The sequence below is a fragment of the Microbacterium sp. BWR-S6Y genome, assembly GCF_041379845.1.
Lineage (GTDB): Bacteria > Actinomycetota > Actinomycetes > Actinomycetales > Microbacteriaceae > Microbacterium > Microbacterium hydrothermale.
The window spans coordinates 253675-273928 of record NZ_JBFECV010000001.1; the positions used below are offsets into that span (position 1 = coordinate 253675).

Consider the following 20254-nt stretch of genomic DNA (forward strand, 5'->3'; position numbering starts at 1 on the left):
TAAGGAGGGCGGCGACCGGCCCGCAGCCCGCCTTCCGGGACGGTTTCAAAAACATTCTGAAGAATATTTATGTGTTCCCGACCTGGGCTTTTCCCCGAACGACGACGGGAATCCGGGGCCCTTTCGCAACATTCCGCAATCCGATCCCCGGGGGGTCCCGAAGACCCTGTGTAAGCCGCTCCACGGCGAACCGCCCCTCGCACCGGGGTGTCCCTGACGGGTCGCAGACGCGATCCGAACGATTTCGGAGGAATGTCATGCTCACCAACAAGAAGCCTGTCGTCGCCGGTCTCGCCCTCGTTCTGGGCTCGGCCTTCGCTCTCACCGCGTGCTCGGGCGGCACCACCTCGGGCGGAACCGCCGAGGACAGCAGCTCGATGGCCCCCTCGATGGAGGCCTCGCCCTCCGCGTCGGCGTCGATGATGGACCCCGCCGCCAACCTCGTGGGCCCCGGTTGCGCCGACTACGCCGCCGCCGTTCCCTCGGGCGCCGGCTCGGTCGAGGGCATGGCTGCCGACCCGGTCGCCGTCGCCGCCTCGAACAACCCGCTCCTGAAGACCCTCACCGCGGCGGTCAGCGGCCAGCTGAACCCCAACGTGAACCTGGTCGACACGCTCAACGGCAGCGAGTTCACCGTCTTCGCCCCGGTCGACGACGCGTTCGCGAAGATCGATGCCGCGACCATCGACTCGCTGAAGACCGACACCGACACCCTGACCAAGATCCTCACGTACCACGTGGTCCCCGGTCAGCTCACGCCCGACGAGATCGACGGCACCCAGACCACCGTCGAGGGCCAGGACGTCACCGTCTCGGGCTCGGGTGACTCGATCAAGGTGAACGACGCCAACGTCATCTGCGGTGGCGTCCAGACCGCCAACGCGACCGTGTACCTCATCGACTCGGTGCTGATGCCCCCGATGTGAGTCCTCGGAGCGTGAGCGATCACGCTTCCGACCGATCGACGACCGATCGGACCTGACGGCGAGCGCCGGACCCCAGGCGAGGGGGTTCGGCGCTCGCTTTCGTCATGCCTGCGGGAGTCAGCCTCGACCGACGACCTCGACGATCTCGTCCTGCACGAGTCGCGCCGCCGTCGGGCCGGCGTTCATGAACCACGGGTCGTAATCCACGGCCACGGCGTTGCCGTCGGCCACCGCCCCGAGGGTCTGCCACAGCGGGGCGTCCTCGATGAACGCGAGACCCTGGCCGATCCCCGCGTAGAAGACGTGGTCGGCGTCGGCGAGATCGATCTGCTCGGCGCTGATGTCCTGCGACGTCTCGTCGAACTGCTGCGACGCCGGGCGCCCGAGCCCGAGGTCCTGCGCCACCCCGCCGGCGAACGACGGCACGCCCATGATCCGGGTGCGGTCACCGGTCGACTGCAGGAACGACACCGTCGGCTCCCCGTCCGCGTGCGTCGAGGCGAAGGCGGCGCTGTCCGCCTGGAGGGAGTCCAGGATGCCGCGTGCCGCGCCCTCATCGCCGAGGGCATCGGCGATGAGCAGGAAGTCGCTCTTCCAGTTCACCCCGTTGCCCTTCGTGACGACCGTCGGCGCGATCGCCGAGAGCGCGTCGAAGAGCTCCGCACCCCGCGTGGAGTTGATGAGGATGAGGTCGGGGCGGGCCTGGGCGATGGCTTCGAGGTCGGGCTCGGTGCGCACGCCGATGTCGGTCATGGCATCGAGGGAGGCGGCATCCTGGGGGAAGGCCTCGCGCAGGTAGGCCGGCACGAGTCCGCTGTTCTCGGCGCGGGTCGCGGCGGTCGGCACGACGCCCAGGGTGAGAAGCGCGTCGAGCTGGCCGGTCGAGACGACCGCGATGCGCGACGGCGCCGAAGGGATCTCCGTGACCCCGGCGAAGTGCGTGACCTGACGCGGAAACACGCCGTCGTTCGCGCTCGAGCCCATGCCCGGCTCGAGATCGCGCGCCACGACCCACTGACCCGTGGCTCCGGCCTCGGCATCCACCCCGGACGTCGGGGCGGGACCGGCGCACCCGGTCAAGCCGAGGACGGCGATGGCGACCGCTCCGATGCCGAGGGAGGCGGCACCACGACGGCGAGGACGGAAACGGGCATGACGGGACGGGGAACGAAAGACGATCACCTAGTGAGGTTATCCTTACCTTTGTGCCTGTTCCGACCACCGTCGCCTCCGCGACGCCGGTCCCTCCCCACGGCACCCGTCGTCGCGCCGAACGGACGCGGCTCATCGCGTGGATCATCGCGATGACGGTGATCGTCGCCGCCCTGGCCGTCGCCGGGCTGGCCGTCGGCTCGCGACCCCTCGCACCCGCGGACGTCGTCGCCGCCCTCTTCTCGGACCGTCGGGATGCCGTCGGCGTGATCGTCCACGAACTGAGAGCGCCCCGCACCCTCACTGCCCTCCTGACGGGCGCGTGTCTGGGCATCGCCGGCGTGCTCATGCGCGCGGTGACGCGCAATCCGCTCGCCGACCCCGGCCTGTTGGGGGTGAACGCGGGAGCCGCCCTGGGGGTGGTCACGGCGATCGCCTTCTTCGGCATGGGCACGGCCGGCGGATACGTCTGGTTCGCGTTCGCGGGGGCCGCGGGAGCCGCCGTCCTCGTCAACGCCGCGGCCCGCTCCGGTCGCCGCGCCGACACCGTCGGACTCGTGCTGGCCGGTGTCGCCCTGACCGCGTGCCTATCGGCGGTGGTGCGCATCGTCACCCTCGCCGACGACGACACTTTCGAGTCGTTCCGATTCTGGGCGGTCGGATCCTTCGAGCGGCGCGACCCCGACGTGGCCCTGCAGCTCCTTCCGTTCGCCCTGGTCGGGGCGGTCCTGGCGGTCGTCGTCTCGCGCGGCGTCGACCAGCTCGCGCTCGGCACCGACGTCGCTCGCTCGCTCGGGGTGTCGCCCACGGTCGTCATCGTCGGCGCGGGAGCGGCGATCACCCTCCTGTGCGCCACCGCGACCTCGGCCGCCGGCCCCCTGGCCTTCATCGGGCTGCTCGTCGCCCACCTCGTGCGCCGCCTTGTGGGCCCCGACGTCCGCCGCTCCCTCCCCCTCGCCGCCCTCGTCGGGGCCGCGCTCACCCTCGCGAGCGACATCCTCGGTCGCGTCATCGCCGCCCCGGGCGAGATCGAGGCGGGGATCGTCGCCGCGTTCCTGGGCGCCCCGCTGCTGCTGTGGCTCGTTCTGCGGAGGACGACGTGACCCGCCCCGCCGTGCAGGCGCGACGACGCCGCGGCGTCCTCGTCACGGCGGTGACCCTCGCCGTCGCCCTCGCCGCCGCCGTGGTCGGCCTGACGACCGGTTCGTTCCACACGTCGCTGCCCGAGGTCGTGTCCGCCCTCACCGGTCACGCCGACGCCCGCACGAGCGTCGTCGTGCTCGGACTGCGCGTACCCCGGGTGCTGGCCGCTCTCCTGATCGGCGCCGCCCTCGCGCTCGCCGGCGCGGTGTTCCAGACGCTCGCCCGCAATCCGCTCGCCAGTCCCGACATCGTCGGGTTCACCGCCGGGTCGGCGACCGGCGCGCTGATCGGCCTGATCGTGATCGCCCCCACCGCCTCGCCGGCGGCCGGAGCCTGGACGGGCGGCCTGCTCACCGTGGTCGTGGTGATGCTCATCGCGCGCAGCGTCGGGGTGTCGCGCGAGCGCACGATCCTCGCGGGGATCGCCCTGTCGATGCTTCTCGCCGCGGTCAACGACTATCTGCTGACGCGGGCCCCGATCGACGTCGCCCGCAACGCCGATCAGTGGCTGCACGGGAGCCTCGCCGCGACGTCGATGGACGACGTCGCTCTGCTCGCCGGGTCGATCGGCATCCTGAGTCTCGTGCTCGTGCTGCTGCACCGGGATCTGCGCGCGCTCGAGCTCGGGGACGACACCGCCCGCGCGCTGGGCGTGCGCACGCCGCGGCTGCGTCTGGCCCTGATCGTCGTCGCCGCCCTCCTGACCGGAACGACCACGGCGGTCGCCGGTCCGATCGGGTTCGTCGCCCTGGCCGCCCCGCAGCTCGCGCGGCGGATGCTCGGCAGCGCCGGCATCCCCCTCGTGGGCTCCGCCCTCACCGGCGCGACCGTGCTCGTCGTCGCCGACGTCATCGCGCAGCGCGCGCTCGCTCCCCTGCAGATCCCGGTGGGCCTGCTGACCGGCGTGGTCGGCGGGGCCTACCTGTTCTGGGTGGTCGCGCGCTCGCGGCGGTGAGCACGCCGGGCGCGACAGTCCCGGTAGGCTGGTGTCATCAGGGCCTGTAGCTCAGTTGGCAGAGCATCGGACTTTTAATCCGCGGGTCGAGGGTTCGAGCCCCTCCGGGCCCACCACACGGCACACGCGAGAGCGGTCATCCCCCCGCCTTGCGACCACGACGCACCCGCTCGATCGTCTCGCCCGCGGCGACGCCGACGAGGAGGAGGGCGGCCGTGATCGACAGCGCGAGCGCGTCGAAGAGCGGGACGAAGACGGCCAGACCCGCGAGCACGGCCAGACCGACGAGGCCGAAGAGCTGAGCGCGCGACCACCGTCCTTCGAGAGTCCGCCGGAAGAGCGCGGTCCCGACGAGGAAGAGAAGGGGCGCGCCGACGATGACGATCGTCGCGGCGGCACTGCGCTGATCGGGATGCGAGAGCATCTCCTTGTCGCCCACGCTCATCAACACGATCCCGCCGATGATCGGAAGGTGCACCCAGGTGTACACCGTGCGGGCGAGTCGGCCCGGCTCGTCCGAGGCCTCGATCGCCTCCGCGCCGACGCGCTCACCGTGATCGAAGTAGATCCACCACGCGGCCGCGGCCGCGACGAACGCCGTCGTCAGCGACGCGACCGATGAGACCGACGACTCCTTCTCGACGAAAGCGAGGCCGGTGACGAGCAATCCCTCACCGACGGCGATGAGGACGAACAGCGAGGTGCGTTCGGCGATGTGGGGGCCGGACAGGTCCCACGATTCGATCAAGACCTTTCCCCGACCCGGTATCGGGTACCCGAGGATCGTGCCGAGCAGTTCGAGAGCCAGGGCCGCCGTCCACAACGGCAGCTGCCACGCGTGCGGCAACACGGCGCCGACGACCCAGAGGGCGCCGCCGGCGACGGTCCACCCGAGGATCAGGCCGAAATCGTGCGCGACCCGCCGATCGTGACGGAGCGTCGCCCACACGATGAACCCCGTGCGCCCGACCTGGAGGACGACGTACGAGATCGCGAACGCCCACGCACGATCGCCGAAGGCCTCCGCGATCGAGACGCTCATCACCAGCGCGACGAAACCCAGCGCGACCACCGCTCCGCGCACGGGAAGCGTCACCGGGTCGAGCCAATTGGTCACCCACGTGGTCGACACCCACGCCCACCACAGGGCGCACACCATGATGATGCCCTCGAAAGCACCGAGCGGAGTCTGGTTCTCGAAGAGATAGGCGGACAACTGCGTCAGCGCGAGAACGAACATCAGATCGAAGAACAGCTCGACGTACGTCACCCGATCCGCGCGAGAGGAGTCCGTCGGGCGTCGTACGTCGTGGGCCATCCCGAATGCCATGCCCCATCCTGGCACTGACCCGTCGGACGCAGAGGGATCTACCCGCCCGGGCAGTCGCACGTCCCGCCGCTGGAGCACTGGCACGGCATCGTCGGGTAGTCCTCGGCGGTCACGGTGCGGCGGACGTCGAGGCCGTCGATCGACCGCGGCTCCCCGTGGCGCGTGTAGTCGATGACCTCGGCGACGTCGGCGAGGCCGTGCCCCTGCCCGTCGGTGCAATCGGAGGCCAGGGTGTCGATCCTCCGCTCACCGGCCGGGAAACGCAGCTCGAAGCAGACCGCCGCGCTGCGGTAGTCATAGAACAGTCCCCCGCCCGTCTCGGAACCTCCCGACGTCGCGAGGATGAGCGACGTGCCCTCCGCGGATGTCGTGACGCCGAGGAGCTTGTAGGTTCCCCCGGCCGGCACGAAGGCGGGGTCGACGTACGCGGGACGGACGTCGGAGACGGAGCCGACCCGAGCCACCGCAGCCTCCGGGTCGGAGACGATGTCCGCCCGATAGGGCCACAGCGAGTCTTGCGCCCCCTCCACCATCCGGGCGAGCGAGTCCTCCAGGTTCGACTCCGGCGAGTGCATCACCCCGCACCCCGCCGCCAGCAGTGCCGCCAGGCCGATGGCGACGGATCCGATGATGCGATGCGCTCCCCCGTGCATGCGGGTCAGTGTCTCGCACCCCGCATCACGCCAGCGGCATGCAGCGAGCGGGGCGGCATCCGTCACCCCGCGTCGAGCAGCATCACCCCGAACCCCGCGACCACCGCGCGCACCTCGTCGAGGTAGCGCTGCGCCTGCTCGGTGAGGGGGATGGCGGTGCGGCCGATCCACCCGATCTCGATCTGCTCGTCGACCTCGAGCGGAACCGCGACGATCTCGGGGTCGAGGTCGTCGCTGATGATCCCGGTCGAGATCGTGTACCCGCCGAGGCCGATCATGAGGTTGAAGATCGTCGCGCGGTCCGACACCCGGATCTCCTGCCGGCTCGACAGCGTCGAAAGGATCTCCTCGGCGAAGTAGAACGAATTGTTCGCGCCCTGGTCGAAGGTCAGGCGGGGAAGATCGACGAGGTCGTCGAGGGTGGCGCGTCGACGGGATGCCAGGGGGTTCCGCCGCGAGACGAAGATGTGCGGCTCCGCGACGAACAGGGGGTGGAAAGCCAGACCCGAATCGCGCAGCAGCTTGTCGAGCACGTTGCGGTTGAAGTCGTTGCGGAACAGGATGCCGAGCTCACTGCGGAGGGTCCGGACGTCTTCGATGATGTCGAAGGTGCGCGTCTCCCGGAGGGAGAACTCGTACTCCGCGGCATCCGTCGCCTTCACCATGCGCACGAACGCGTCGACGACGAACGAGTAGTGCTGGGCGGAGACGCCGAGCAGGCGGCGCGAGGGGGGCCTGCCGAGGTAGCGCTGCTCGAGGAGCTCGGCCTGCTCCACCACCTGGCGCGCGTAGCCGAGGAACTCGACGCCGTCGACCGTGAGCGTGACGCCGCGGGCCGAGCGGGTGAGCAGATCGCGACCGACGCGCGTCTCGAGGTCTTTCATGGCGGCCGACATCGTGGGCTGCGCGACGTAGAGCAGGTCGGCGGCGGCCGAGATGGAGCCCTCGGCGGCGACCTCGATGAAGTACTGCAGCTGCTGCAGGGTGATGCCGCTCGACCGCTTCGCCATAGCTCCAAGCTATAGCACCGCATAGTGAGCGGGAATTACCCGATGACCGAGCTCGCGGCGCACGATGGGACCACTCCCATCAGCGGGCCCACCCGGCCCCCGCACCCGATTGGCCCGTCATGGCGAACGACATCACGTTCAGCATCACCACCACCCGTTTCGACGAGGACTACGCCCCCGCAGAGTCCTCGCGCGTCACGACCAACTTCGCCAACCTGGCGCGCGGCGCGGGCCGCCAGCAGAACCTCCGCAACGCCCTGTCGATGATGAACCACCGGCTGAACGAGCTCGTCCCGGGAGACGCCGACCGGTACCGCGTCGAGCTCGACATCGTCTCGGTGCACCTGCGCTTCGGGGACGGAGCGGATGACGAGGAGTTCCCCGTCATCGAGGTGCTGGACGTGAGCATCGTCGACACGCGCACCGGCGAGCGCCACCGCGGCATCGTCGGCAACAACTTCTCGTCGTACCTGCGCGACTACGACTTCAGCGTCGTGCTGCCCGCGGCCAACGCAGGCGGCGAGGGTTTCACGGTGCCCGAGGACTTCGGCATCCTGCACGGCAAGATCTTCCAGCACTTCCTCGACTCCGACGCGTACCGCGAGCGCTTCGCGCAGGCGCCCGTGATCTGCATCAGCGTGTCGACCAGCCGCACCTACCGGCGCACGGGCGTGGTCCACCCCGTGCTCGGCGTCGAGTACGCGCAGGACTCCTTCTCGCTCACCGACGACTACTTCGGCCGCATGGGCCTGCAGGTGCGCTACTTCATGCCGCGCGGCAGCGTCGCCCCGCTCGCGTTCTACTTCCGCGACGACCTCACCGCGGAGTACTCCGACCTGCAGCTCGCGGGCACGATCGCCACGATGGAGACGTTCCAGAAGATCTACCGTCCCGAGATCTACAACGCCGTCAGCCCCGCGGGCGAGGTCTACCGGCCGACGCTCGACGAGCCCGAGTTCGTGCGGACCGGCATCGACTACGACCGCGAGGAGCGCAGCCGACTCGCGGTCACCCAGGGCCGCTACGCCGAGGAGCACTTCGTGACGCCGCACCGTCACATCCTCGACGCGTGGGCCGCCGACTACGCCGCACCCGTCCGATGACCCGCGAAGGAACCGCCGCCGTGACGACCCTCCTGCCCACCTCGACCGTCGGCAGCCTCCCCAAGCCCGCGTGGCTCGCGAAGCCCGAGGTGCTGTGGTCGCCCTGGGAACTCGAGGGCGACGTGCTCGTCGAGGGCAAGCACGACGCGCTGCGCGCCGCGGTGCAGGAGCAGGAGCGTCGCGGCCTCGACATCATCAGCGACGGCGAGCAGACCCGTCAGCACTTCGTGACCACCTTCATCGAGAACCTCGACGGGGTCGACTTCGAGAACCGCGAGACGGTGCGCATCCGCAACCGCTACGACGCGAGCGTGCCGACCGTGGTCGGCGCCGTGAGTCGCCGAGGTCCCGTCTTCGTCGAGGATGCCGCGTTCCTGCGCGCACAGACCGACCGACCGATCAAGTGGGCCCTCCCCGGCCCGATGACGATGATCGACACCCTCGCCGACCGCCACTACGGCAGCCGCGAGAAGCTCGCGTGGGAGTTCGCGACCATCCTCAACCAGGAGGCGCGCGAACTCGAAGCGGCGGGAGTGGACATCATCCAGTTCGACGAGCCGGCGTTCAACGTCTTCTTCGACGAGCTCAAGGACTGGGGCGTCGCCGCCCTCGAGCGCGCCGCCGAGGGACTTCGCGCCGAGACCGTCGTGCACATCTGCTACGGCTACGGCATCAAAGCCAACACCGACTGGAAGGCGACGCTCGGCTCGGAGTGGCGCCAGTACGAGGAGTCCTTCCCCCTGCTGCAACGCTCGAGCATCGACACCATCTCGCTCGAGAGCCACCACTCGAACGTTCCGATCGAGCTGGTCGAGCTGATCCGGGGCAAGAAGGTCATGCTCGGCGCCCTCGACGTCGCCAGCGAGCGCATCGAGACGCCCGAAGAGGTGGCAGACACGCTGCGCCGTGCCCTGGAGTTCGTGGATGCCGACAAGCTCGTCCCGAGCTCGAACTGCGGCATGGCGCCCCTCCCGCGTCACGTCGCGTACGACAAGGTCAGCGCGCTCACCGCGGGCGCGGCCCTGCTGCGCGCCGAGCTCGCGGGCTGAGCTCCCGACGCGGGTCGGGACGGCGTCCCGGCCCGCGTCCACGCTGCGCCCGGACAAGGCGACGCCACGCGACGGCGGTCCCCCGGGATCGCGGACGCCGTGGCAGAGTCGGAACGCCCCCGTCCCCGTTCCCAGGAGCAGCAGTCCCATGCCCATCGCCGCCGATGACCCCCGCCTGACCTCGCCGTTCGAAGCCGCCGCAACCCGCTACGACGACGTCCCCTTCCAGCGGGCCGGAGCCAGCGGCATCCCTCTCCCCCGCATCTCCCTCGGGCTGTGGCAGAACTTCGGGAGCGCGCGCCCCCTCGACGTGCAGCGCGAGATCCTGCGCCACGCCGTCGACCGCGGGATCGTGCACATCGACCTCGCCAACAACTACGGCCCGCCCTACGGCGCGGCCGAGACGACGTTCGGAACCGTCCTCGACACCGACCTGCGTCGCTACCGCGACGAACTGTTCCTGTCGACGAAGGCCGGCTACGACATGTGGCCCGGGCCCTACGGCGACGGCGGTTCGCGCAAGTACCTGATGCGTTCCCTCGAGCAGAGCCTCACGCGCATGCGCACCGACTACGTCGACGTGTTCTACTCGCACCGCGTCGACCCCGACACGCCGATCGAAGAGACCGTGCACGCCCTCGCCGACATCGTGCGCAGCGGCAAGGCGCTCTACGCCGGCATCTCGAACTACCCCGCCGACCTCACCCGCCGCGCGCACGAGCTGCTCGCCGCCGAGGGCGTGCGCCTGTTCATCCACCAGCCGCGGTACTCGCTGTTCGACCGCACGCCCGAGGCCGAGCTGTTCCCGACGCTGCGCGGGCTCGCCGTCGGCAGCGCGGTCTTCTCGCCGCTGGCCCAGGGTCTGCTCACGGGCAAGTACCTCGACGGCTCGGTTCCGGCGGACTCGCGGGCGGCCGACAGCCGCTTCCTCGACGCCTCGGCCCTCACCGACGACTACCTCGAGCGCATCCGCGGCATCGACGGCGTCGCCCGCGAAGCCGGTCTCTCGATCCCCCAGCTCGCCGTGGCGTGGGTGCTGCGCGACCCCGTCGTCACGACCGCCATCATCGGCGCATCGCGGACGAGCCAGATCGACGATGCCGTCGCCGCGAGCACCACGGTTCTGTCGGACGACGTCATCAGCGCCCTCGAACCGTTCGCCGCGGCCGTGGGCGAGCGCATCGCCTGAGCGCACAGCACACCGTCCCCGGGCGGCGCAAGCGGCGTGGCATCCTCACCTCCGTCGCGTTGGCTGGGACTCCACCTGACAGAGGGAGGCCCCCATGGGCGTTGCACGATGGATCGGAACCGGAGCCGTGGGACTGGCGGGGGCGGTGATCGCGCGAACGGCGATCGGCCGTGCCGTGGCGGCGGGGACCGTGGCCTATCGCGTGTGGACCGACCCCAAGGTGCAGAAGGTGCGTCGTCGGGTGGTGGCGAAACTCGCGAAGCAGCGTCGGGCGCGCTGAGCACGGATGGCCGGCCGCCCCGGGGCGCCCGTTCCGGGGCGCCCGTTCCGGATGCCGCGAGCGGGCGGTCGCCCGTCAGCGTCGCCGATCGGCGTGCCCGCCGTCGACGGGGAGGGGGGAGAGCGGCTTGGTGACGCCGAACGCGAACGTGGTGTCGATGGAGGCGAGCGACGGGATCGAGCGCAGGTGCTCGCGCAGCAGGCGCTCGTACTCCTCGAAGGTCGGCGTGACGATCCGCACGAGGTAGTCCCAGTCCCCCGCGAGCAGGTGCGCCTCCACGATCGAGGGGATCGCGCGGAGCTTCTCCTCCACGGCATCGACCGTCGCGCCCTCGTGCGATGCGAGGCGCAAGCGCACGAACGCGGTGATCGCGAGATCGACCGCCGGCGGCGAGACGACGGCGCGGTAGCCCGCGATGACCCCCGCGTCTTCGAGCCGGCGCACGCGCCGGAGGCAGGGCGAGGGTGAGAGGCCCACCCGATCGGCGAGATCCTGATTGCTGAGGCGCCCGTCGCGCTGCAACTCCGCCAAGATGAGGCGATCGATCGCGTCGAGAGACTCCATGCGGCAGATTCTGCCAATTACTGATCGTTAGACGCAAGATTCGCAATCGTCTGCCGCGAGGCCCTTCCTAGGCTCGCGGGGTGACCAGCTTCCCCCTCGCCCGCCGCTCCGCCCTCTCGCGGCGCACCCTGGTGGGGCTGGCCGCCGTCGCCGCCGTCGTCTGCCTGTGGTCGTCGTTCGCCCTGTCTACCCGGGCGCTCGAGGGAGTCGGGATGGGCGTCGGCGACGCGGCCATCGTGCGCTTCGGCGTGCCCGCCCTGGCCCTCTCCCCCTGGATCCCGCGGACGCTCCGACGCCTGCGCGCGGAGCGTCCGGCCGTGATCGGCCTCATCCTGCTCGCGGGACTCCCCCACTTCCTGCTGTTCGCGTGGGGCGCCCATCTCACCTCGGCGGCCCTCACCGGACTGCTCGTCCCCGGAACGGTCCCCCTCTTCGTCACCATCCTGCTCGCGATCCGCGGGCGGGCGGCCCTCTCGCGGCAACGCCTGATCGCCCTCGCCGCGATCGTGGCCGGGGTCGCTGCCAGCGCTGCCCTCACCGGAGGCGCCGCCGGACCCGGCGGGATCGCGGTGCTGCTCACCGCCGGTCTCGTCTGGGCGGCCTACACGCTCGGCCTCGCGCGCACGCGGCTCGACCCCCTGGGCGTCATCGCCGTGGTCTCTCTCGTCTCCGTCGTCGCCGCCCTCGCGCTCGCGGCCACCGGTGCGCTGCCCTCGCAGCTGTTCACCGGCTCGATCGACCTCCCGGCGTGGGGCGCGTACGCGCTGCTGCAGGGCGTGGGCACCGGCCTGCTGTCGACGGCCTGCTACGTCGTGGCCGTGAAGAACCTCGGCAGCAGCATCCCCGCCGCCGCCGGAGCACTCAGCCCCGTGCTGACCGCTTTCGTGGCCGTCCCCCTCCTCGGCGAGCACGTGACGCCCGGGCTCACCGTCGCTCTGGTGCTGATCGTGTCGGGCGTCGCGGCCTTCGCTCTCGCCCCCTCCCGCCCGCCGGCCCGCACGCCCTTCTGAGCCTGCGCGGGTGCGTTCGCATCCGGAGCGATCCGATCCCCTCTCCGCTCCGAACAGGTAGCGAGGCAGGGTCGCGCGTGCGTGACTCCGGAAACGAGGGATGCCATGACCACCGACACCGCGGCACGGACCACCGACACCACGACGGTGCGCCGACCGCACGCCTGGATCTGGGCGGCCCTGGCCGGCATCGTCTCGGCCGCCGCGCTCCTCGCGATCGCCGAGCTGTTCGCCGCGCTCGTCGCGCGATCGGCCAGCCCCGTGCTCGCGGTCGGGTCGTTCATCGTCGACATCGTGCCCCGCCCGCTGAAAGAGCTCGCGATCACGCTGTTCGGCGAGACCGACAAGATCGCGCTCCTCGTGGGCGTCGGACTCGGCGCGGCCGTCGCCGCTGCCGTCGCCGGAGTCCTGCAGTACCGCTTCCGCCCGGTCGGTGCGGTGCTCCTCGGGATCGGCGGGGCGCTCGCCACCGCCGCCATCATCACCCGCGCGGGCGCCGGAGCCCTTGCGTGGCTGCCGCCGGTGCTCGGCACCGTGGGCGGCGTGGTCGTGCTCATCCTCACCATCGCTCGCCTGAAGCGCTGGGTCGCCGCCGCCGAGGAGCGCGACATCGAGGGCCTCCGCGCCGGTCGACGTCAGTTCCTGCTGCTGACCGGGCTCACCGCGGTCGGCGCGGTCGTCGTCGGCGTCGGATCGCGCATCCTCAACGCCACGACCTCCTCCGTCGCCGCCGCGCGCGACGCGCTGCGGCTGCCCGCCCCGCGCACGACCGTCACCGTGCCCGAGGGCGCCAACTGGGAGATCGACGGGCTGAGCCCGATCATCACCCCCAACGGCGACTTCTACCGCGTAGACACCGCTCTCACGGTCCCCAACGTCGACCCCACCACGTGGCGCCTGCAGATCGAGGGCATGGTCGACACCCCCGTCGAGCTGAGCTTCGACGACCTCGTGAACATGGGCTTGAACGAGTACGGCGTCACCCTGACCTGCGTCTCGAACGAGGTCGGCGGCAACCTCGTCGGCAACGCCATCTGGACCGGCGTCCCCATCCGCGACGTGCTGCGCATGGCGGGTGTGCAGGCGGATGCCGACATGGTGCTCTCCGAGAGCGTGGACGGGTACACGGCATCCACTCCTCTCAGCGCGCTCACCGACGACAACCTCGACGCGATCTTCGCGGTGGCCATGAACGGCGAACCCCTCCCGTTCGAGCACGGGTTCCCCGTCCGCATGGTGGTGCCCGGGCTCTACGGGTACGTCTCCGCGACGAAGTGGGTCGCGAAGCTGACGGTGACGCGCTTCGACAAGGACGAGGCGTACTGGACGCCCCGCGGCTACGCGGCCGAAGCCCCCATCAAGCTCTCGTCGCGGGTTGACACGCCGAAGATCGGAACCCCCGTCCCCGCCGGCACCGTGGTGATCGCGGGAATGGCGTGGGCTCAGCCCGTGGGCGTGCAGAAGGTCGAAGTGCAGATCGACAACGGCGACTGGCAGGAGACGCAGCTGTCGACGCCGATCAACGATCAGTCGTGGGTGCAATGGCGCCTCGAGTGGACCGCTGAGGCCGGCAGCCACTACATCGCCGTCCGCGCGACCGACAAGCAGGGGAACCTGCAGATCCAGGAGCAGGCCCCCATCGCCCCCGATGGGTCGAGCGGGTGGCAGCGCACGCTGGTCACGGTCTCGTCGTGAGCCGGTGAGCGGCGCGGGAGCCGGTGTCAATCGCTGGTGGAGTGGCGCGGGGAACGACATGATCGACCCATGCCTTCAGCAAGCAGCCCGACCGACGGCGCGGCCGCATGACCACCGTGCCCGATGAGCCGCCGACCCTCCCGACGGTCCCCGGGGTCGACCCCGCGCACCCGTTGACGAGCATCCGGCGCTCCATCCCGCGCGATTGGGATGAGCAGGTCGACCTCTTCGCCATCGTGAAGCTCGACAGCGGCGGATTCGTCCGCGGGTGGAACCTCGGCGCGGAGCGCATCAAGGGGTACACCGAAGACGAGATCCTGGGCTCGCACTTCTCCCGCTTCTACCGCGAAGAGGCCCGGCGCCGCGGCATCCCCGATCAACTGCTCGCCGCTGCACAGCGCGATGGCCACGTCGAAGACACCGGCTGGCGCGTGCGCAGCGACGGCAGCGAGTTCTGGGCGCGCGTGACGATCTCGGCCATCCGCAGCGACCAGGGCCAGGTGCTCGGCTTCGTGAAGATCGTGCGCGACCTCACCAGCGAGAAGCAGGCGGCCGACGAGCGCGCCGCCCTGCAGCGCACCTTCGCGCACGACCTGCTCTCACCCGTGACGGCCCTGCGCGGCTACCTCGACCTCCTCGCCGACGACCTCCCGCCCGATCACCGCCTGCTGCGTCTGGCGGGCGAGGCCAGCGACCACATCGTCGCGATGGCCCAGGCGCTCATGGCCGACGTCGATTCCACGTCCGAGCGCGGCCGTCGTCGCGCCACCCTCGACCTCATCGCCCGCGGGGCGGTCGCCCTCGTGCTCCCCGGCGACCTCGGGCGCGTGCGCTTCGGGACCATGGATGCCGTCCCGGTGCGGGCCGACGTGCTCGGACTGCGACGCGCGATCGCCAACGTCCTCGAGAACGCCGCGAAGTACTCCGACGACGTCATCGAGGTCGACGCCTTCGAAACCGACGAGGGCGCCGCGGTCCGCGTGCGGGACTACGGTCGCGGCATCCATCCCGACGACCTCGCCTCGATCACGCACGAGGGCGAGCGGGGCCGGTTCGCCGTCGCGACCGACGGTGGTCGCGGGATCGGACTGTCGAGCGTCCACCGCATCGTGTCGGAGCACGGGGGCACCGTGCGCATCCAGAGCGCCCCGGGCGAGGGCACGACCGTGACGGTGACGATCCCCCGCGCCGACGAGGAGCCCGACGCGGGCGACTCAGTCCTCTGAGCGCGCGAGGACGGCGCCGGCCGCCTCGATCTCGCGCAGCGCTGCGGCACTGGAGTCGGGATGCACCCCGGCGATCAGGTCGGTGAGCACCCGCACGTCGCGGCCCGCGGCCACGGCGTCCAGGCTGGACGCCCGCACGCAGTAGTCGGTGGCGATGCCGACGATGTCGATCTGAAGGATGCCGTGGCCGTCGAGGATCTGCGCGGCCGTCTCGCCGTCGTCGGACACTCCCTCGAACAGCGAGTAGGCCGGCCGACCCTGTCCCTTCTTGAGGTGATGGGTGACGCGACCCGTGTCGAACACCTCGTCGTACTCGGCACCGTAGGTGCCGCCCACGCAGTGCACCGGCCAGGTGTCGATGAAGTCGGGGGTGGCGGAGAAGTGCCCGCCGTTGTCGTCGTCGCCGTGATGCCAGTCGCGCGAGGCCACCACGACGGCGTACTCCCCCGCGTGCGCGTCGAGGTAGCGCGAGATCCGCGCGGCGACCTCGTCGCCTCCCTCGACACCCAGCGCCCCGCGCTCGGTGAAATCGTTCTGGACGTCGACGATGAACAGGGCCCGGCTCATGAGCCGAGCCTACGCGTCACGATCGTCCGCGGCGTCGGCATCCGCGTCGGGCGGACGCCGTGACCCCGGGTCAGCCGCGGGCGAAGAGCAGGACGATCGAGACCACGAACGCCACTACGCCCAGCGCCAGGACGCCTCCCGCGAGCAGCGAGAGGAAGCGCACCACGGGCGACGAGCGGGTGAGGCGCATGCGGTGGGCCGAACCGCGGCGGTAGAAGATGTCGGCCATGTCGGCGGAGCCGACCTTCGCGTCGTCGTGAGCGGAGAGGGGCGCTTCGTTGACGCCGCCGTGCTCATCGAACCAGCGCACGACGCGGCCGCCGTCGACGTGTTCCACCACCGCACGCGCCGGGAGCCACGTCCCGTCCAGGAGCAACAGGAACACCGCGACGAAGGCGAGGAGCGACCCGCCACCGAGCCCCACCCACGTGAAGATCTCGATGAGGGCATCGAGGGCGTTCGACAACGGGGCTCCTGAGGGCGGGAGGGGCGCCACCAGGGCGCGGAACGGGAGTTCCCAGCCTATCGGGCCTCTTCGGCGCTTCCGGGGCCTGCACGGGGCATGGGAGAGCGGAGGAGCGTGAACGGTGCTCCCGGGGGGTCACGGGGCGTGGGGCGATGAGGAGTCTGCGGCCGCTCATCCTCGCGCTGCCGTGGTCTCCGCCGATGAGAAGTGCTCGGGCCGATCATCGCGTAGACGAAGAAAGACCCCCACCCGGTGGAAGCGGGTGGGGGCCTTCGGAGCCGCCTAAGGGAATCGAACCCTTGACCTATTCATTACGAGTGAATCGCTCTGCCGTCTGAGCTAAGGCGGCATGTGCGCGCTGTCGCGTGCACGATCATCGATCTTACATGCTTCAGCGGCCCTCGCGGTACGCGCTCAGTAGTCGCCGCTGGCGGAGCGGTCCGCGAGGATGTCGCGGCTCGACGACAGACCGAGTCGAGACGCGCCCGCGGCGATCATCTCCTCGGCCGCGGCGCGCGTGCGCACGCCCCCGGATGCCTTGACCTCGGCGCGATCTCCGACCGTCTGCTTCATCAGCCGGACGGCGTGGACGGTGGCGCCGCCCGCGGGGTGGAAGCCCGTCGAGGTCTTGACGAAATCGGCACCCGCGGCGACCGCGGCCTCGCACACGGCGACGATGGCCTCGTCGGAGAGCGCGGCGGACTCGATGATGACCTTCAGGACCGTGGGGGCGGGAGCAGCCGTGCGGACGGCGCGGATCTCGGCCTCGACGACGTCGTAGCGTCCCTCGATCGCCGCCCCGATGTCGATGACCATGTCGATCTCGTGCGCGCCCTGCGCCACCGAGAGGGCCGCCTCGGCGGCCTTGACCTCGGCGTGGTGCTTGCCGCTGGGGAATCCGCACACGACCGCGAGCTTGAGGCCCTCGGGCAACTCCACCGGAAGGAACGAGGGAGAAAGGCACACGCTGTAGGTGCCGAGCTCGGCCCCCTCGGCGATGACGCGCTCGACGTCGGCACGGGTGGCCTCGGGCTTGAGCAGCGTGTGGTCGATGTAGGTCGCCAGGTCGGCGATGGGCGCGGTCATAGGGGTCTCCTCGGGATGTGACGGATCAAGCGTAGGCGCACGGCGGCGCGGGCGGGCTACTCGCAGCGCAGGTCGGCGGCGGGGACGGTGTCGTCGACGAGGTAATCGTCGACGGCGGAGTTCACGCAGTCGTTGCCCTTGTTGTAGGCGAGGTGCCCCTCGCCCACGTACGTGACGAGGACGCCCTGCGACAGCTGGGCGGCGAGAGCCTGCGCTTCGGCGTAGGGCGTGGCCGGGTCGCCCGTCGTCCCCAGGACGACGATGGGCGGCGAGCCCGGAGCGGTGATGGCGGCGGGGGCGCCGGTCGGGGGCGCGGGCCAGGCCGCGCACGCATCGGGCCCGACCCAGTAGGGCGCGACGACGGGAGCCTCCTGCGCGAGTTGCTGCTGCACCGCGGTCTCGTCGGCGTCGTCCTCGCGGGGGTAGTCGACGCAGTTGTACGCGCGCAGCGCCTGCATGGTGTTGTCGGTGTACCGGCCGTCGACCCTGCCGTTGTAGAAGTCGGCGAGCTGGAAGGCGACGGAGGCGTCGCCGTTCTGCACGTCGGCCAGGGCCACACGCAGGTAGGGCCAGTTCTGGTCGCTGTAGAGCGCGGCGACGATGGCCGTGAGCAGCGTGTCGGCGCCGAGGAGGCGCCCGTCGCCGTTGGCGAGGGGGCGCGCGTCGGCGCGGGCCAGCATCGACGCCACGTCGTCCATCGCGTCGTCGACCGAGCCCGAGAACGGGCACTCAGACGTGCGCAGGCAGTCCGCCATGAACGCGCGCAGGGCGTTCTCGAAGCCCACCGCCTGGGCGATGCCGCTCTCGCTGCCCGCGAGGCTCGGGTCGATGCCGCCGTCGAGCACCATGCGTCCGACGCGCTCGGGGAACAGCCCCGCGTAGGTGGCGCCGAGCAGCGAACCGTACGAGAACCCGAGGTAGTTGAGCTTCTCGTCGCCCAGCACCGCGCGGAGCAGGTCCATGTCGCGTGCCGCGTTCTCGGTGGAGATGTAGGGCAGGATGCCGTCGCTGCCTGCCTCGCACGCTTGGGCGAAATCTGCCTGCCGCTGTTCGAGAGCGGTGTTGCGCTCGTCGCTCCCCCGGGCTCCCGGAGGGATGTCGTAGAGATAGGCGTCCATCCCCGCGGCGTCGTAGCACGACACCGCGGTCGACTGACCCACTCCGCGCGGGTCGAACCCGATGACGTCGAACGACCGGGTGAGGGCCTCGTCGGCGACGAGCGAGAGCGAGTCGCGGACGGTGTCGACACCGCTGACGCCGGGACCGCCGGGGTTCGTCAGGAGGGAGCCGAGCGACTGTCCCGACGTCGCACGGTGCCGGATGACCGCGAGGCTCAGATCACCGGCCGACGGGTCGGAGTAGTCGCGCGGCGCGGTCACCGTGGTGCAGTCGAAGCCCGCGCTGCCGCAGGCCGACCAGGTGAGCGTCTGCCCGTAGTAGGGAAGGAGGGCGGCGTCGACGCCCTGCGTCTGCGGGGCGAGCGAGCGACCGCCGTCGGGCGCCATCGGCGGGATCTGCGCGTAGAGGCAGCCCGACAGTGCGAGGGCGACGACCGCGAGGCCGCCGATCAGGGCCGCGACCCGTCGACGCAGGCTCACGGCGCGGATCCGTTCGCCACCGTGATCATGAGACTCTCCAGGGCCAGCAGGGGTGCGGCGTTCTGCTCGAGGTTGCGGCGCGTCACGGAGATGCGGTCCAGCACGCCCAGGGTCCGCGCGGGCGTCCACTGGGTCGCGAGCGCGCGCAGCGCATCGAGCCGCTCGACGTTGACGAGGTCGGCCTCACGCCCGTACTGGATCATGACCACGTCGCGGAACAGCGACTGGAGGTCGGTGAGCACGCGGTCGATCCCGTCGCGCAGGCTGCGCGTCGCCCGTCGCTTCTGATCGTCTTCGAGCGCGTTGACCTGCCCGCGAACCGACGGAGGCACGGCGGCCCCCTCGGCGACGCCGAGCATGCGCAGCAGGGCGCGACGCTCTTCTTCGTCGCGCGTGGCCGTCAGCGCCTTCGCGTCGTCGGTCGCCAGGCGCACGATCTGCCCCGCGACCTCGACCGCGTCGCCGATGCCCCGCACGGCCAGGACCGCCGCGAGGGTCTGCGCCCGACGGGCTCGGGCGTCGTCGTCGGTGGCGAGACGCTGCGCCATGCCGATGTGACGCTGCGCGTGCCGCGCCGATTCTTCGGCCACCTCGGCGGAGACGCCGGTGCGCTCGACGATGAGCCCGGCCACGTCGGCGACAGAGGGCTCCCGCAGTCTCAGCACGCGCACGCGCGAGCGGATCGTCGGCAGCAGATCGGCGTCGCTCGGGGCGCACAGGACCCAGACGGTTTTCTCGGGCGGCTCTTCGAGGGCCTTCAGCAGTACGTTCGAGGTGCGCTCGGCCATGCGGTCGGCGTCCTCGACCACGATCACGCGGTGACGTCCGAGAGACGGTGCGAACGAGGCCCGCTCCACGAGACGTCGGGCTTCGTCGATGCGGATGACCACCTGCTCCGTCCGCAGCGCGGTGAGATCCGGGTGCGTGCGCGCGAGCACCTGATGCTGCGCGCGCTCGTCGCCGGGGTCGGCGATGAGCTCCGCCGCGAAGGCGTAGGCGAGCGTCGAGCGCCCCGACCCGGGCGGGCCGGTGATGAGCCAGGCGTGGGCGAGAGCGGCCGGGTCGGATGCCGCGTGGCGCAGCGTCGTGACCGCCTCGTCTTGGCCCCAGACGGCGTCCCACGGGAAGGGGGCCGCGTCGGCGGCCCGCGGAGACGACTCGAGCGCGACGGACATGCGTTCCACCCTAAGCCCGGGGTCCGACACCCCTGCTGGGCGTCGGCTGACGGTGTGCGTCGATTCGCGCGAAACGA

Annotated in this window: 20 protein-coding genes and 2 tRNA genes; 11 read left to right on the forward strand and 11 right to left on the reverse strand. The window is 71.0% G+C overall.

Translation table 11 applies throughout. From position 1 onward, the window contains the following. The first annotated feature begins 257 nt into the window (after positions 1-257). Positions 258-926, forward strand: coding sequence for a fasciclin domain-containing protein (locus AB1K56_RS01145; RefSeq protein WP_371204171.1), 669 nt, complete (start codon positions 258-260; stop codon positions 924-926). Between the two features lie 117 nt (positions 927-1043). Here AB1K56_RS01145 and AB1K56_RS01150 read toward each other — a convergent pair whose 3' ends face one another. Then, positions 1044-2108, reverse strand: a complete 1065-nt coding sequence (locus tag AB1K56_RS01150; RefSeq protein ID WP_371204172.1) for an iron-siderophore ABC transporter substrate-binding protein — start codon at positions 2106-2108, stop codon at positions 1044-1046. A 23-nt stretch (positions 2109-2131) separates the two neighbouring features. Here AB1K56_RS01150 and AB1K56_RS01155 point away from each other — a divergent pair, with 23 nt between their 5' ends. From AB1K56_RS01155 to AB1K56_RS01165, 3 genes are all read left to right on the forward strand, one after another. After that, positions 2132-3181 (forward strand): FecCD family ABC transporter permease, encoded by a 1050-nt coding sequence (locus AB1K56_RS01155; protein ID WP_371204173.1) that lies wholly within the window; start codon positions 2132-2134, stop codon positions 3179-3181. Beyond that, complete coding sequence (locus AB1K56_RS01160) at positions 3178-4176, forward strand: FecCD family ABC transporter permease (RefSeq protein ID WP_371204174.1); 999 nt, start codon at positions 3178-3180, stop codon at positions 4174-4176. Before AB1K56_RS01155 ends, AB1K56_RS01160 begins: the two co-directional genes overlap by 4 nt. A 40-nt stretch (positions 4177-4216) precedes the next feature. After that, a tRNA-Lys gene (locus tag AB1K56_RS01165) sits at positions 4217-4292 on the forward strand. Between the two features lie 20 nt (positions 4293-4312). Here the strand turns inward: AB1K56_RS01165 and AB1K56_RS01170 are convergent. The 3 genes from AB1K56_RS01170 to AB1K56_RS01180 form a co-directional block, all read right to left on the reverse strand. Continuing rightward, entirely contained in the window at positions 4313-5506 is a 1194-nt protein-coding gene (locus tag AB1K56_RS01170) for a low temperature requirement protein A (protein WP_371204175.1), read from the reverse strand. 38 nt (positions 5507-5544) lie between these two features. Continuing rightward, a complete protein-coding gene (locus AB1K56_RS01175; RefSeq protein ID WP_371204176.1) occupies positions 5545-6159 on the reverse strand; it encodes a hypothetical protein in 615 nt (204 codons plus the stop codon). A 62-nt stretch (positions 6160-6221) separates the two neighbouring features. Then, positions 6222-7169, reverse strand: a complete 948-nt coding sequence (locus AB1K56_RS01180; protein WP_136586663.1) for a LysR family transcriptional regulator — start codon at positions 7167-7169, stop codon at positions 6222-6224. A gap of 119 nt (positions 7170-7288) precedes the next feature. Here AB1K56_RS01180 and AB1K56_RS01185 point away from each other — a divergent pair, with 119 nt between their 5' ends. From AB1K56_RS01185 to AB1K56_RS01200, 4 genes are all read left to right on the forward strand, one after another. Beyond that, positions 7289-8272: a putative oxygenase MesX gene (locus AB1K56_RS01185; protein ID WP_371204177.1), complete on the forward strand. Its 984-nt coding sequence runs from the start codon at positions 7289-7291 to the stop codon at positions 8270-8272. Between the two features lie 20 nt (positions 8273-8292). Further along, positions 8293-9321: a methionine synthase gene (locus tag AB1K56_RS01190; protein WP_371204178.1), complete on the forward strand. Its 1029-nt coding sequence runs from the start codon at positions 8293-8295 to the stop codon at positions 9319-9321. Between the two features lie 148 nt (positions 9322-9469). Next, the gene (locus tag AB1K56_RS01195; protein WP_264631221.1) at positions 9470-10510 is read left to right on the forward strand and encodes an aldo/keto reductase; all 1041 of its coding nucleotides are present in this window, start codon (positions 9470-9472) and stop codon (positions 10508-10510) included. A 94-nt stretch (positions 10511-10604) separates the two neighbouring features. Then, positions 10605-10790, forward strand: a complete 186-nt coding sequence (locus AB1K56_RS01200) for a hypothetical protein (protein WP_136586667.1) — start codon at positions 10605-10607, stop codon at positions 10788-10790. Between the two features lie 75 nt (positions 10791-10865). On the opposite strand, the gene AB1K56_RS01205 is transcribed toward AB1K56_RS01200, so the two are convergent. Then, positions 10866-11354 (reverse strand): Lrp/AsnC family transcriptional regulator, encoded by a 489-nt coding sequence (locus AB1K56_RS01205; RefSeq protein WP_371204179.1) that lies wholly within the window; start codon positions 11352-11354, stop codon positions 10866-10868. A gap of 80 nt (positions 11355-11434) precedes the next feature. Here AB1K56_RS01205 and AB1K56_RS01210 point away from each other — a divergent pair, with 80 nt between their 5' ends. The 3 genes from AB1K56_RS01210 (at position 11435) to AB1K56_RS01220 (ending at position 15285) form a co-directional block, all read left to right on the forward strand. Continuing rightward, positions 11435-12364: a DMT family transporter gene (locus tag AB1K56_RS01210; RefSeq protein ID WP_371204180.1), complete on the forward strand. Its 930-nt coding sequence runs from the start codon at positions 11435-11437 to the stop codon at positions 12362-12364. 105 nt (positions 12365-12469) lie between these two features. Continuing rightward, a complete protein-coding gene (locus tag AB1K56_RS01215) occupies positions 12470-14059 on the forward strand; it encodes a molybdopterin-dependent oxidoreductase (RefSeq protein WP_371204181.1) in 1590 nt (529 codons plus the stop codon). A 107-nt stretch (positions 14060-14166) separates the two neighbouring features. Then, on the forward strand, positions 14167-15285 hold the full coding sequence (locus tag AB1K56_RS01220) for an ATP-binding protein (RefSeq protein ID WP_371204182.1): 1119 nt from the start codon (positions 14167-14169) through the stop codon (positions 15283-15285). Here AB1K56_RS01220 and AB1K56_RS01225 read toward each other — a convergent pair. The 6 genes from AB1K56_RS01225 to AB1K56_RS01250 form a co-directional block, all read right to left on the reverse strand. Continuing rightward, entirely contained in the window at positions 15274-15852 is a 579-nt protein-coding gene (locus AB1K56_RS01225) for an isochorismatase family protein (protein WP_371204183.1), read from the reverse strand. The two genes, AB1K56_RS01220 and AB1K56_RS01225, sit on opposite strands and share 12 nt — an antisense overlap. A gap of 70 nt (positions 15853-15922) precedes the next feature. After that, positions 15923-16318 (reverse strand): hypothetical protein, encoded by a 396-nt coding sequence (locus tag AB1K56_RS01230; RefSeq protein ID WP_371204184.1) that lies wholly within the window; start codon positions 16316-16318, stop codon positions 15923-15925. A gap of 276 nt (positions 16319-16594) precedes the next feature. Beyond that, positions 16595-16667: transfer RNA gene (locus AB1K56_RS01235), tRNA-Thr, on the reverse strand. A 65-nt stretch (positions 16668-16732) separates the two neighbouring features. After that, positions 16733-17404 (reverse strand): deoxyribose-phosphate aldolase, encoded by a 672-nt coding sequence (deoC, locus tag AB1K56_RS01240; protein ID WP_136586674.1) that lies wholly within the window; start codon positions 17402-17404, stop codon positions 16733-16735. Positions 17405-17460: 56 nt separating this feature from the next. Next, positions 17461-19002: an alpha/beta hydrolase gene (locus AB1K56_RS01245; RefSeq protein ID WP_371204186.1), complete on the reverse strand. Its 1542-nt coding sequence runs from the start codon at positions 19000-19002 to the stop codon at positions 17461-17463. Continuing rightward, entirely contained in the window at positions 18999-20177 is a 1179-nt protein-coding gene (locus AB1K56_RS01250) for a DNA polymerase III subunit delta' (protein ID WP_371204187.1), read from the reverse strand. The genes AB1K56_RS01245 and AB1K56_RS01250 overlap by 4 nt, the downstream gene beginning before the upstream one ends. Between the last annotated feature and the right edge of the window lie 77 nt (positions 20178-20254).